We start from the raw sequence: 11,728 nt of genomic DNA, 5'->3' as shown, positions 1-11,728 counted from the left end.
CGGCGATGCAGGAGGCGACCTATCGCGGCACGGTCTATCCGTGGCAATGCGACCATGTCGGCCACATGAACATCATGTGGTATGTCGGCAAGTTCGATGAGGCCAATTGGAATCTGTTCGCGCGCCTCGGGCTGACGCCGAGCTATCTGCGCACCTCCGGCCGCGGCATGGCCGCGGTGCAACAGAACATCACCTACAAGCGCGAGCTGCTCGCCGGCGACATCATCGAGATCCGCAGCATCCTGCTCGAGGTCCGCGAGAAATCGATCCGCTTCCGGCACGACATGACCAACGCCGAGACCGGCGAGATATCAGCAACTTGCGAGATCACCGGCGTGCACATGGACCGGGAGGCGCGCAAATCGACGCCGTTCGAAGCCGTGATCCGCGAGACCGCGATGCGGCATCTCGCCGAGCCGGCCATGGCGTGACGCGATGGCCACCTTCGAGCCGAAGAATCCGGATTTTCGCGCGGCCGCAGCCCGGCTGTTCGAGGGCCAGCCGGCGATGCGCACGCTCGGCATCTCGCTCGCGCGCCTTGCGCCGGGCGAGGCGGAGCTGGCGATGGGATATGCGGCCGGTTTCACCCAGCAGAACGGCTTCGTGCATGCCGGCATCATCACCGCAGGCCTCGACAATGCCTGCGGCGTTGCCGCCTTCACGCTGATGCCGTGCGAGGCGGACATCCTCACCGTGGAGTTCAAGACGAACCTGCTCGCGCCGGCGCGGGGTGAGGGCTTTGTCTTCAGGGCCGAGGTGGTCAAGCCGGGCCGCACGCTCACTTTCTGCGAGGCCAAGGCCTTCGCCCGGCAGGACGGTGCGACGACGCTGGTTGCGACCATGACTGCCACGCTGATGGCGCTGATCCGCCGCGACGCGGCCCAGGGCGCCTCCCCCGCCTGATCCGAGCAGGCGGGATGGCCCGCATACGGATTTTTCGGCTGTCATTACCGGCGGGGCACTCTATATGCTGGTGCGTAACGTTTCTGCGCCTCAGGCCGTAGAAGCACAGAACGGCCGAATTGGAACGGGTTTATGATCGGACTTACAGGCAAACGGACGCGTCGCGAGGCACTTGCGCTGATTGGGGCCGGCGCGGTGCTCGCAGGTGGCCTCCGCCCCGGCCGCGCCGCGACGGCCGACGAAGATACCATCCTGACCGAAGCCGCCGTGCTGCGCGATCCCGACGTGCCCGTGATGGGCAACCGCGACGGCGACATCACCATCGTCGAATGGTCTGACTATCAATGTCCCTATTGCCGCCGCGTCGAGCCGGAGCTGCGCCAGATCGTCCAGGACGACGGCAAGGTCCGGCTGGTGCTGAAGGACTGGCCGATCCTCGGACCGGTCTCGGTGACCGCGGCGCGGATGGCGCTCGCGGCCAAATTCCAGGACAAGTACGACCAGGCGCATGATGCGATGATGGGTGTGAATTCGCGTCTGACCGAGCCGCGCATCAACGAGCTGCTGGCGGGCGCAGGCGTCGACATGGATCGCCTGAAGCGCGATCTGACCGGCCGCGCCAAGGACATCGACGCGATCCTGAAGCGCAACAACGATCAGGCCGAGGCCTTCGGCTTCCGCGGCACGCCGTCCTTCATCGTCGGCAAATTCCGCGTGCCCGGCGTGCTGACCATGGCCGAGTTCGAGCAGGTGATCGCGGACGCGCGCAAGGCGAAGGCGGGCAAGAGCAACTGATTGCGCTTCGGCAAGGCAAAGGCGCCGTCGCGGATGGCGACGGCGCCTAGTCGATGGCTTGCTGAGCGCAAGCCGTTACTTCGACGAAATTCTCACCCAGTCCTTGTGCGCGCGGTCCACCAGCGCGTCCCAGTCGGCCTTGGCGACATCCCAGTTCACGATCGTCCGATTGGTAGCAGCGACATCGCCATTGGCGGACGTCTGCATCGAATCGTGAATGTAGACGCCTACCCCAAGCAGCAGCGCGCCCAGGATCATTCCGAACAAAGTCTTCATAGCGAACCTCCGGTGACCGGCAATAACGTTCAGTGCCGGACGAGAGTTCCCGGTCAGTGCGGCGAGGATAAGGACGACCTGTTCACGCCCCATTCAGCCATTTCAGCAGCTCCGCGTTGATCTCGCGCGGGTAGCAATGGCTGAGATCATCGATCTCGCGATAGGTGACGTCAGCGCCGGCGGCAGACAGGGCTGATTGCGTTTGCCGTGCGACCTGCACGGGAAACATCCAGTCGAGCCGGCCGTGGGTGATGAAGACCGGCAGCTCTTGCAAGCGCGCGCCGTCTGCCATCTCTGCCATCAGCGGATGGAAGGTTGCGGAGACCGGCGCAAGGTGTGTGAAGGGCGAGGCGGCTTCGAGCCCGCTGACATAGCAGAACGTTCCGCCGTCGCTCATGCCGGTCAAAAGCAGGCGCGACGGATCGACATTCCACAGGCTGCGGACGGTTTCGAGGATGCGCATCAGATTCGGCGTATCGGCGTCGTCGCCCATCAGTGCCCAGGTCGGACCTGTCGCGGTCGGTGCGATCAGGATCGCACCGTTGCTGCGCGCGTCGCGCAGCCAACTCCACAGGAAGCCGCGACCATTGCCGCTGCCGCCATGCAGCGCCATCACCAGCGGCCAGGACCGATCGGGCGTGTAATATTCCGGCACGTAGAGCGAGTAGCCGCCGCGGCTGCCGGGCTCGTTGTTGCGATGGAAGATGCCGGTCTGCCCGGTGGGAGCCCCTGATAGCCGGGTCAGCAGATCCTCTTCCTCGCGCATTGCGGCGTTGAGAAAGAAGCTGCTCACCGGCGGAAATTTCATCGCGAGCGGATAGAGCGCTTCCTGCGCGCGCGGCACGTGACGCATCGCGCGGAAGACGGCGACGAGATCGCCATTGCCGGCTTGGACGGTCCGCAGGCCAACGAATGCGGCGAGCGTTTCCTCGCACGCCCGATCAAGCGAACTCCGCATGTCGGCGAAGGCGTGAGGCCATTCGGAAAGCTGCGACCGCGCGGCCTGCAACGCCTCATCTGGCGTGCCGATCGCGGACATGACGGAGTCGAAGGCCGGCGGGTGCAAGTGCCGTGCGACGAAACCGAGCGCCTCCAGCGCGTTGAGCAGTGGCGGCAGCACGGCCACGATGTCGTCCACCACGGCCTCGCTCATCGGCTCGCGTTCCTGTTCTGCTTGAGTGGGGCCTTGTCTGTGCAGCTTGATCAGTGCAGCCTTGGTGCCTTCAACAGCTTCATTCGGTCGGTCGAGGTCACCGTCACGTCGAAGGTGACGCCTTCGTGGTGCACCGTCAGGGGCACATCGACGCCTGCCGTGCCGAGCGCCCACAGCTTGCGATAGAAGCCCGTCTGGCTCGTCACTTTCTCACCATCGACGGCCAGGATGACGTCGCCGGTCTTGAGCTCGGCGCGCGCCGCCGGCCCGTTCGAGGAGATGCCGATGATCACCACGCGGCGATCGATCTCGGTCGAAAACAGCCCGAGCCACGGCCGTGCCGGTTTGTTGACGCGGCCGAATTTACGCAAATCGTCCAGGATCGGCGTGAGCAGGTCGATCGGTACGACCATGTTGACGTGCTCGGCCTTGCCGTCGCGCTCGCGCTCGAGCTGCAGCGAGCCGATCCCGATCAGCTCGCCGCGATCGTTGAACAGCCCCGTGCCGCCCCAGTTCGGATGGGCAGGGTAGGTGAAGATCGCCTCGTCCAGCAGATATTCCCAATAGCCGGCGAATTCCTGCCTGGCAACGATCTGGCTCGCGACCGAGCGGGTGCGCCCACCGGCGCCGCCGACCACGACGCGGTCGCCGATCCCGGTCGCGGCCGATGAGCCGAGCGGAACAGGCGCGAGATCGAGCTTGCCGAGCGCTTGCACCAGGCCGAAACCGGTGACCTGGTCGAAACCCAGAACATGGCCCTCCATCACGCGTCCGTCGCCAAGATGCAGCCATACCGCTTCCGCCTCGGTAATGAGGTAGCCGATGGTCAGCACCAGCCCGTCATCGATCACGATGCCATTGCCGGCACGCTCGGTGCCGAGCGTCTCCGCGCTGAAGGCGTCCGACGGGATGATGGAATGCAGGCCGACGACGGAGGAGAGTGCGCGGTCGAGATCAAATCCGTAATCGCCGGCACGCGGCTGATGTGCCGGCGGCACTCTCCATTCGGTCAGAGCGGGCATGGAGTTCTCTCCTTGCGAGTCTCTTGGCCTGGGCGTTCCAGCATTTGCAGCAACGATCAAGGCGCGAAGCAGGGGCAATGTATGCCTCGAAGGGCTGTCTTGAAAGACCATTGGAACAGTTGGCCAACGCGAATTGATGAAATTGGTGTCACAACTCGCGTGCCGCATCGACCGCATGGCAGGTGTCCCGGTCGGTGCTAGGCGGGCTCAAGCGAAGCTGCTAACCATTGGCGCTTCGTTTGACCAAGAGATCACGGACCGAAGCATGGACAACCGCAGCGATATCTGGCGTGGCATTGATACGATCAAGGCGCGTTTCATCGACTTGAGCGACAAGGTCTGGGGAACGCCGGAGGTGTGCTACACCGAGGCACGCTCCGCCGCCGAACATCTCGCCGAGCTGCGGCATCAGGGTTTCCGCATCACCGAGAATGTCGCTGATATTCCGACCGCGCTGATGGGCGAGTGGGGCGAGGGCGGTCCGGTCATCGCCTTCCTTGGTGAATATGACGCGCTTCCGGGCCTCAGCCAGGAGGCGGGCGTTGCCGAGCATCGTCCGGTCGAGACGGGCGGCCATGGCCATGGCTGCGGTCACAATCTGCTTGGTTCGGCGGCGCTGCTTGCGGCGACCGCGGTGAAGGACTGGCTCGCCGAGCACAAGGTGCCTGGCCGCGTGCGCTATTATGGCTGCCCGGCGGAGGAAGGCGGCGCGGCCAAGGCCTTCATGGTGCGCTCTGGCGCGTTCGAGGATGCCGACATCGCCATCACCTGGCATCCGCACAGCTTCTGGGAAGTCGCCGTGACACCGTCGCTCGCCAATACGCGCGCCGATTTCACCTTCACCGGCCGGACCTCGCATGCGGCGGCTTCGCCGCATCTCGGTCGCTCCGCGCTCGACGCGGTCGAATTGATGAACGTCGGCGTCAACTACATGCGCGAGCATATGCCGAGCGACGCGCGCGTGCACTACGCGCTGCTCGACACCGGCGGCATCGCGCCGAATGTGGTGCAGGCCCATGCCCGCGTGCGCTACTCCATTCGTGCCCGCGATCTGCCCGGCATGAACGAGCTGGTCGAGCGCGTGAGCAAGATCGCGCAGGGCGCGGCCCTGATGACCGAGACCAAGGTGGAGATGAAGATCATTTCCGCCGTCTCCAACATCCTGCCCAATGCGCCGCTGGAGCAGGCGCTGCACAGGGTCATGGAAGAGCTCGGGCCGCCGCATTTCGACGATGCCGACGAGAATTTCGCCGGCCAGATTCGCGCCACACTGACCGATAAGGACATCTCCTCGGTCTATTACGCGATCGGCATGGAGCCGACCGAGCGGCCGCTCGCCGACTTCCTGGTGCCGCTCGATGCCAAGCGTAATCCGCTGGTCGGCTCGACCGACGTGGGTGACGTGAGCTGGGTGGTGCCGACCGTGCAGGTCCACGCACCAACGGTTGCAATCGGCACGCCGTTCCACACCTGGCAGGTGGTGGCGCAGGGCAAGAGCCCGCACGCCCACAAGGCGATGGTGCAGGCCGCCAAGGCGATGGCCGGTCTCGGCATCAAGGCGCTCACGGAGCCGGAGCTGATCAAGGCCGCGAAAGCGGATCTGACGAAGCGGACGGCGAAGACGCCTTATGTCTGCCCGCTGCCGGACCATGTCGCGCCACCGTTGGACATGTCCGTGGCGTAGAATTTCATCTCGATACTTCGTCTGATCTGCCGAACAAATTTTCTGCAGTGCAGCGTTGACTGACGGGCGTTTTAGCACCGAATTGCCGAACGGTTGGGCGGCGAAACGGAGTTTTGCCCAACGGACAGCCAGAAGACCGTTTGCATACACACGGTCGCAGTTGACGTGCGCCCCATTCGGTGTGCCATCTACCGCCAGCCAACCTGGGCGGCCGCACCTTGCGGCCGCCTGCATCCATATCGGAACCAGACGGGGGACCACCATGCTGGACAAGAAACTGCGCGCAATGATCGACAAGGTGGCGGACGGCCGCATGGATCGCCGCGCCTTCATCAAGCGCATGGCCGCTGTTGGCCTGAGCGCCCCGCTGGCCAACCAGATCCTCGCGCTCGGCGGCGTCGCCATGGCCGAGGGCCCCTCGACCTACAAGCCCACCAAGCGTGGCGGCGGCGGCGCACTGAAGCTGCTGTGGTGGCAGGGCCCGACCCTGCTCAATCCGCATTTCGCCACCGGCACCAAGGACCAGGACGGCTCGCGCCTGTTCTATGAGCCGCTCGCCTGCTGGGATCCCGACGGCAACATGAAGCTGGTGCTCGCCGCCGAAATCCCCTCGATCCAGAACGGCGGGCTCGCCGCCGACGGCAAGTCGGTGACCTGGAAGCTCAAGCCCGGCGTCAAATGGCATGACGGCAAGCCGTTCACCGCCGACGACGTCGTGTTCAACTGGGAATATGCCAAGGACCCCGCGACTGCAGCGACCAGCATTGCCGTCTATCGCGATATCACGGTGGAGAAGGTCGACGATCTGACCGTCCGTATCCTGTTCCCCAAGCCGACCCCGTTCTGGGCCGATGCCTTCGTGGGTGCTGGCTTTGGGCCAATTATCCCCAAGCATCTCTTTGCGGACTACAAGGGCGCCAAATCCCGCGAGGCACCGAACAATCTTTCTCCCGTCGGAACTGGTCCCTACAAGTTCATCGAGTTCAAGCCGGGCGATCTGATCCGTGGCGAACTCAACCCCGACTACCACATGCCGAATCGCCCGTACTTCGATACGCTCGAGATGAAGGGCGGCGGTGATGCCGTCTCGGCGGCGCGCGCGGTCATCCAGACCGGCGAGTATGATTTCGGCTACCTTATCCAGGTGGAAGACGACGTGTTGCTGCGCCTCGAGAAGGGCGGCAAGGGAAAGACCATCTATGCCGTGGGCGGCGATACCGAGTTCATCGCGCTGAACTTCACGGACCCCAACACCGAGGTCGACGGCGAACGTTCGTCGATGAAGACCAAGCATCCGCTGTTCTCCGACCCGGCGGTACGCAAGGCGCTCTCGCTGCTCGTCGATCGCGAAGCGATCAAGAAAGTCATCTATGGCCGCGCCGGCCGCACGACGGCCAACTTCCTCAACGGTCCCGAGAAGTTCGTCTCCAAGAACACGACCTGGGAATTCAGCGTCGAGAAGGCGTCCAAGATCCTTGACGACGCGGGCTGGAAGCCGGGCGCGGATGGCATCCGCGAGAAGGATGGCAAGAAGCTCAAGCTTCTCTACCAGACCTCGATCAATGGCCCGCGCCAGAAGACCCAGGCCATCATCAAGCAAGCCTGCCAGAAGGCCGGCATCGACGTCGAACTGAAGTCGGTGGTCGCCTCGGTGTTCTTCTCTTCCGACGTCGGCAATCCGGATACCTATCCCAAGTTCTACGCCGACATGGAGATGTTCCAGATTCCGTTGACCCAGCCGGATCCGCTCCAGATCATGCGGCGTTTCACCTCGGCCAACGTGGCGACGAAAGAAAACAAGTGGCAGGGGCCGAACTTCCTGCGTTACGCCAACAAGGAGTACGATGCGATCATCGAGGCCGCAGAAAGCGAGATGGATCCGATCAAGCGCGCGGCGCTCTATATCAAAGCCAACGATCTCTTGATTGGCGACACCGCGTTCATCCCCGTGCAGCATCGCCTCAAGGTGGAAGCCGCCGCCAACAATCTGGTGTGTATCGTCAGCGGCTGGGCCAACGAGACCGACAACCTGTTCGACTGGTACCGGGAGGCATGATCGCGCGGGCGTAGACGGGGTCTTTCCGTATGAGTCAGTATGTCCTGCGTCGAGTCCTGATCGCCATTCCGAGCCTGCTCGGCATCTCGCTGGTGCTGTTCGTCGTTCTGGCGCTCGCACCCGGCGATCCCTTCTCGGAGCTGGCGACCAATCCGAACGTGCCGCCCGAAGTCGCTGCCGCGCTTCGGGCGAAGTTCGGCCTCGACGATCCGATCTATCTTCGCTACCTGCACTGGCTCTCGGCCATGGCGCACGGCGATTGGGGCTTCTCTTTCGTCAGTCGGATGGACGTGGATGCGCTCATCCTGCAGCGCCTGCCGGCCACGCTTTATGTGGTCGGCTCCTCGCAGATCCTGGCGCTCCTGGTCGCGATCCCGGTCGGCGTCTTTGCGGCGACCAAGCCCTATTCGCTGTTCGATCAGATCGCCAACACGCTCGCCTTCGTCGGTTTCTCGCTGCCGACCTTCTTCACCGGAATCCTGTTCATCCTGATCTTCTCGGTCACGCTGGACTGGCTGCCCCTGGTCTACACCACCGACGTCAAGGGGACCGGCATCCGTTGGGTGCTCGAGATGATCCGGCAGGCGATCATGCCGGTGGCGGTGCTCGGCCTGTTCCAGGCCGCGTCCATGACGCGCTTCGTGCGCTCGGCGATGCTCGACGTGATACGGCTCGATTACGTCACCACTGCCCGCGCCAAGGGGCTCGGACAAGCCAAGGTGATCGTCAAGCACGTCATGCGCAATGCGATGATCCCGGTCGTCACGCTCATTGCGTTGCAGATGCCGGCCGTGTTCGGCGGCGCCATCGTCACCGAGCAGATTTTCCGCATCCCCGGTATCGGCTCGCTGCTGATCTCCTCCATTCTCGCCAACGACACGCCGGTGGTGATGGCCGTCACCTTCGTGTTCGCCTGCCTCGTTGTGCTGTTCAATCTCATCGCGGACGTTCTGTATGGCTGGCTTGACCCTCGCATCTCCCTCCGCTGAGAAGGCCGCCGAGCGGGCGGTCTACTCGCCATGGCGCGAGACCTGGCGGCGTTTTCGCCGCCATCGGCTCGCCGTGCTCAGCGCGTTCCTGCTGCTGCTCCTGATCCTGGCGGTGCTGGTCGGCCCCTTCCTCTGGCGGGTCAAGATCAACGATATCGACATCGTGGCGGGCATGCAGGGGCCCTCGCTCGCCCATCCCTTCGGCACCGACGATCTCGGCCAGGATCTGCTGGCGCGCATGATCTATGGCGGTCGCATCTCGCTTGCGGTGGGGCTTGCCGCGATGCTGGTCTCGGTGTTCGTCGGCACGCTGATCGGCGCGCTCGCGGGCATGTCGCGCGGCGCGCTCGGACATGGCTTGATGTGGCTCACCGACCTCTTCCTGTCGCTGCCGCAATTGCCGCTCTTGCTGCTCCTCATCTATCTCTTCCGCGACGGGCTGAAGGCGATGTTCGGACCCGAAGGCGGCATCTTCATCCTGATCGTGCTCGTTATCGGCGGCCTGCGCTGGATGCCTGTCGCGCGTCTGGTGCGCGCGCAGTTTCTGTCGATCCGCGAGAAGGAGTTCGTCGAAGCGGCGCGCGCGCTCGGGGCAAGCCCGGTGCGCCAGGTGGTACGGCATATCCTGCCCAATGCGGTGGGGCCGGTGATCATCGCCGGCACCATCGACGTTGCTGCGGCGATCATCGCGGAATCGACGCTGTCCTTCCTCGGCCTCGGCTTTCCGCCGGACACGCCGACCTGGGGACGGCTGCTCTATGATGCCAAGGATTTTCTCGACATCGGCCCGCACTGGGCGCTGTTTCCGGGCGGTGCGATCTTCATCGCGGTGGTCGCCATCAACTTCATCGGTGACGGCCTGCGTGATGCGCTCGATGCGCGACGGGTGATCTGATGGCGCCGCTGCTCGAAATCAAAGGTCTCAAGACCCACTTTTCGACCGACGATGGCATCTTGCAGGCTGTCGACGGCGTCGACATCTCCATCAACAAGGGCGAGACGCTCTGCGTCGTCGGCGAATCCGGCTGCGGCAAGACCGTGACCGCGATGTCGATCCTGAAGCTGATCGCGATGCCGCCCGGCCGCATCGCTGCGGGAGAGATCATCTTCGAGGGCCGCGATCTCGTGCCGCTGACGAGCCAGCAGCTCGACGAGATCCGCGCCAAGGAGATCGGCTTCATCTTCCAGGAGCCGATGACCTCGCTCAATCCGGTTCTGACCGTCGGAGAGCAGATCGCCGAGAGCCTGCGCCGCCACGAGGCGGTAACCAGGAAGCAGGCGCTCGAGCGTACCATCGAAATGCTGAAGCTGGTGCAGATCCCGAATGCCGAAGGCCGCGTGCACCATTATCCGCACCAGTTCTCCGGCGGCATGCGTCAGCGCGTGATGATCGCGATGGCGCTCGCCTGCAAGCCCAAGCTCGTCATCGCGGACGAACCCACCACCGCGCTCGACGTCACCATCCAGGCGCAGATCCTCGACCTCTTGCAGGACATGAAGGAACGCTTTGGCATGGCGGTGATGCTGATCACCCACGCCATGGGCGTCGTCGCCGAAACCGCGCAGCGCGTGGTGGTGATGTATGCCGGCAAGGTGGTCGAGGAGGCGCTCGTCGACGACCTGTTCGGCGATCCCCGTCATCCCTATACGCAAGGCCTGATCCGCTCGATCCCCCGCATCGATCTCGACAGCGAGCACAAGACGCGGCTGGAGGCGATCGGCGGCTCGGTGCCGATCCTGATCAACCCGCCGGTCGGCTGCCGCTTTGCGCCGCGCTGCCGCCACGCCATGAGCATCTGCACCGAGAAGGAGCCGCGCTTGCGCGAAATCGCGCCCGGCCACCGCATGGCCTGTCATCTGGGAGACGCGTCATGAGCGAACCCTTGCTGCGCGTCTCGGGCCTCAAGAAGCATTTTCCGGTACTCGGCGGCCTGTTGTCGCGCCAGGTCGCCAGCGTCTACGCGGTCGACGGCGTGTCGTTCTCGGTCAATCGCGGCGAGACGCTCGGTCTCGTCGGCGAATCCGGTTGCGGCAAGTCCACGACGGGGCGCTGCGTGCTGCGCCTGATCGAGCCGACCGACGGCGAGGTCACCTTCGACGGCCAGGACGTGCGCAAGCTCGGCGGCAACGATCTGCGCGCGATGCGGCGGAACATGCAGCTGGTGTTCCAGGATCCGTTCGCCTCGCTCAATCCGCGCATGACGGTCGGCGCGATCCTCGGCGAGGCCTTCACCATCCATAACCTCGCGTCGTCGGCCAGGGAGCGCGAGGAGCGCGTGGCGGGCCTCTTGGTGAAGGTCGGGCTCAAGGCCGAGCACATGCGACGCTACCCGCACGAATTCTCCGGCGGCCAGCGCCAGCGCATCGTGATCGCGCGCGCGCTCGCGGTCGAGCCGAAGCTGATCGTCTGCGACGAGCCGGTCTCCGCGCTTGACGTCTCGATCCAGGCGCAGGTGATCAATCTGCTGGAGGATCTCCAGGCCGAGCTCAACCTCACCTATCTCTTCGTCGCGCACGACCTCTCGGTCGTCGAGCACATCTCCGACCGCGTCGCCGTGATGTATCTCGGCCGCATCGTCGAACTGGCGAAGGCGAGCGATCTCTACCGCAACCCGCAACATCCCTACACCAAGGCGCTGCTCTCCGCCGTGCCGGTGCCCGACCCCAAGCTCAAGCGCAACCGTATTCGCCTGAAGGGCGACGTGCCGAGCCCGATGAATCCGCCAAAGGGCTGCCACTTTCACACCCGCTGCCCGATCGCCCAGCCGCGCTGCTCGGAGAGCGCGCCGGAGCTGAAGGAAGGTGCGGGCGGGCACGCCGTGGCGTGTCATCTGGTGTGAGATGTAGGGT

12 protein-coding genes are annotated in these 11,728 nt (G+C 64.5%); 9 read left to right on the top strand and 3 right to left on the bottom strand.

What is annotated here, in order from left to right:
- The first annotated feature begins 5 nt into the window (after positions 1–5).
- The 3 genes from NLM33_RS23095 (at position 6) to NLM33_RS23085 (ending at position 1,698) form a co-directional block, all read left to right on the top strand.
- On the top strand, positions 6–431 hold the full coding sequence (locus tag NLM33_RS23095; protein ID WP_254099038.1) for a thioesterase family protein: 426 nt from the start codon (positions 6–8) through the stop codon (positions 429–431).
- 4 nt (positions 432–435) lie between these two features.
- Positions 436–903, top strand: a complete 468-nt coding sequence (locus NLM33_RS23090) for a PaaI family thioesterase (protein WP_254099036.1) — start codon at positions 436–438, stop codon at positions 901–903.
- 132 nt (positions 904–1,035) lie between these two features.
- Complete coding sequence (locus NLM33_RS23085) at positions 1,036–1,698, top strand: DsbA family protein (protein WP_254099034.1); 663 nt, start codon at positions 1,036–1,038, stop codon at positions 1,696–1,698.
- A gap of 75 nt (positions 1,699–1,773) precedes the next feature.
- On the opposite strand, the gene NLM33_RS23080 is transcribed toward NLM33_RS23085, so the two are convergent.
- The 3 genes from NLM33_RS23080 to NLM33_RS23070 all read right to left on the bottom strand — a co-directional run bounded on the left by NLM33_RS23080 (position 1,774) and on the right by NLM33_RS23070 (position 4,149).
- Entirely contained in the window at positions 1,774–1,974 is a 201-nt protein-coding gene (locus NLM33_RS23080; protein WP_254099032.1) for a hypothetical protein, read from the bottom strand.
- Between the two features lie 82 nt (positions 1,975–2,056).
- Complete coding sequence (locus NLM33_RS23075) at positions 2,057–3,127, bottom strand: phospholipase (RefSeq protein WP_254099030.1); 1,071 nt, start codon at positions 3,125–3,127, stop codon at positions 2,057–2,059.
- A 50-nt stretch (positions 3,128–3,177) separates the two neighbouring features.
- The gene (locus tag NLM33_RS23070) at positions 3,178–4,149 is read right to left on the bottom strand and encodes a S1C family serine protease (protein WP_254099028.1); all 972 of its coding nucleotides are present in this window, start codon (positions 4,147–4,149) and stop codon (positions 3,178–3,180) included.
- 265 nt (positions 4,150–4,414) lie between these two features.
- On the opposite strand from NLM33_RS23070, the gene NLM33_RS23065 reads away from it, so the two are divergent.
- The 6 genes from NLM33_RS23065 to NLM33_RS23040 all read left to right on the top strand — a co-directional run bounded on the left by NLM33_RS23065 (position 4,415) and on the right by NLM33_RS23040 (position 11,718).
- Positions 4,415–5,833: a M20 family metallopeptidase gene (locus NLM33_RS23065; protein WP_254099026.1), complete on the top strand. Its 1,419-nt coding sequence runs from the start codon at positions 4,415–4,417 to the stop codon at positions 5,831–5,833.
- Positions 5,834–6,095: 262 nt separating this feature from the next.
- Positions 6,096–7,889 carry a peptide ABC transporter substrate-binding protein gene (locus tag NLM33_RS23060; protein ID WP_254099024.1) on the top strand — a complete coding sequence of 598 codons (1,794 nt, stop codon included), beginning with the start codon at positions 6,096–6,098 and terminating at the stop codon, positions 7,887–7,889.
- A 29-nt stretch (positions 7,890–7,918) separates the two neighbouring features.
- On the top strand, positions 7,919–8,878 hold the full coding sequence (locus NLM33_RS23055) for an ABC transporter permease (protein WP_254099022.1): 960 nt from the start codon (positions 7,919–7,921) through the stop codon (positions 8,876–8,878).
- Positions 8,844–9,773, top strand: a complete 930-nt coding sequence (locus NLM33_RS23050; protein ID WP_254099020.1) for an ABC transporter permease — start codon at positions 8,844–8,846, stop codon at positions 9,771–9,773. The genes NLM33_RS23055 and NLM33_RS23050 overlap by 35 nt, the downstream gene beginning before the upstream one ends.
- Complete coding sequence (locus tag NLM33_RS23045; RefSeq protein ID WP_254099018.1) at positions 9,773–10,753, top strand: ABC transporter ATP-binding protein; 981 nt, start codon at positions 9,773–9,775, stop codon at positions 10,751–10,753. Before NLM33_RS23050 ends, NLM33_RS23045 begins: the two co-directional genes overlap by 1 nt.
- Entirely contained in the window at positions 10,750–11,718 is a 969-nt protein-coding gene (locus tag NLM33_RS23040; protein WP_254099016.1) for an ABC transporter ATP-binding protein, read from the top strand. The genes NLM33_RS23045 and NLM33_RS23040 overlap by 4 nt, the downstream gene beginning before the upstream one ends.
- Positions 11,719–11,728 lie beyond the last annotated feature (10 nt).

The sequence above is a fragment of the Bradyrhizobium sp. CCGUVB1N3 genome (genome assembly GCF_024199925.1).
In the GTDB taxonomy this organism is placed as follows: domain Bacteria; phylum Pseudomonadota; class Alphaproteobacteria; order Rhizobiales; family Xanthobacteraceae; genus Bradyrhizobium.
This window is presented reverse-complemented; position numbering and strand designations above follow the sequence as displayed.

Excerpts from the sequence above, each read along its gene's own strand:
- NLM33_RS23095 (WP_254099038.1), top strand. The coding sequence starts at position 6 with ATGCAGGAGGCGACCTATCGCGGCACGGTCTATCCGTGGCAATGCGAC.
- NLM33_RS23090 (WP_254099036.1), top strand. The coding sequence starts at position 436 with ATGGCCACCTTCGAGCCGAAGAATCCGGATTTTCGCGCGGCCGCAGCC.
- NLM33_RS23085 (WP_254099034.1), top strand. The coding sequence starts at position 1,036 with ATGATCGGACTTACAGGCAAACGGACGCGTCGCGAGGCACTTGCGCTG.
- NLM33_RS23080 (WP_254099032.1), bottom strand. The coding sequence starts at position 1,974 with ATGAAGACTTTGTTCGGAATGATCCTGGGCGCGCTGCTGCTTGGGGTA.
- NLM33_RS23075 (WP_254099030.1), bottom strand. The coding sequence starts at position 3,127 with ATGAGCGAGGCCGTGGTGGACGACATCGTGGCCGTGCTGCCGCCACTG.
- NLM33_RS23070 (WP_254099028.1), bottom strand. The coding sequence starts at position 4,149 with ATGCCCGCTCTGACCGAATGGAGAGTGCCGCCGGCACATCAGCCGCGT.
- NLM33_RS23065 (WP_254099026.1), top strand. The coding sequence starts at position 4,415 with ATGGACAACCGCAGCGATATCTGGCGTGGCATTGATACGATCAAGGCG.
- NLM33_RS23060 (WP_254099024.1), top strand. The coding sequence starts at position 6,096 with ATGCTGGACAAGAAACTGCGCGCAATGATCGACAAGGTGGCGGACGGC.
- NLM33_RS23055 (WP_254099022.1), top strand. The coding sequence starts at position 7,919 with ATGAGTCAGTATGTCCTGCGTCGAGTCCTGATCGCCATTCCGAGCCTG.
- NLM33_RS23050 (WP_254099020.1), top strand. The coding sequence starts at position 8,844 with ATGGCTGGCTTGACCCTCGCATCTCCCTCCGCTGAGAAGGCCGCCGAG.
- NLM33_RS23045 (WP_254099018.1), top strand. The coding sequence starts at position 9,773 with ATGGCGCCGCTGCTCGAAATCAAAGGTCTCAAGACCCACTTTTCGACC.
- NLM33_RS23040 (WP_254099016.1), top strand. The coding sequence starts at position 10,750 with ATGAGCGAACCCTTGCTGCGCGTCTCGGGCCTCAAGAAGCATTTTCCG.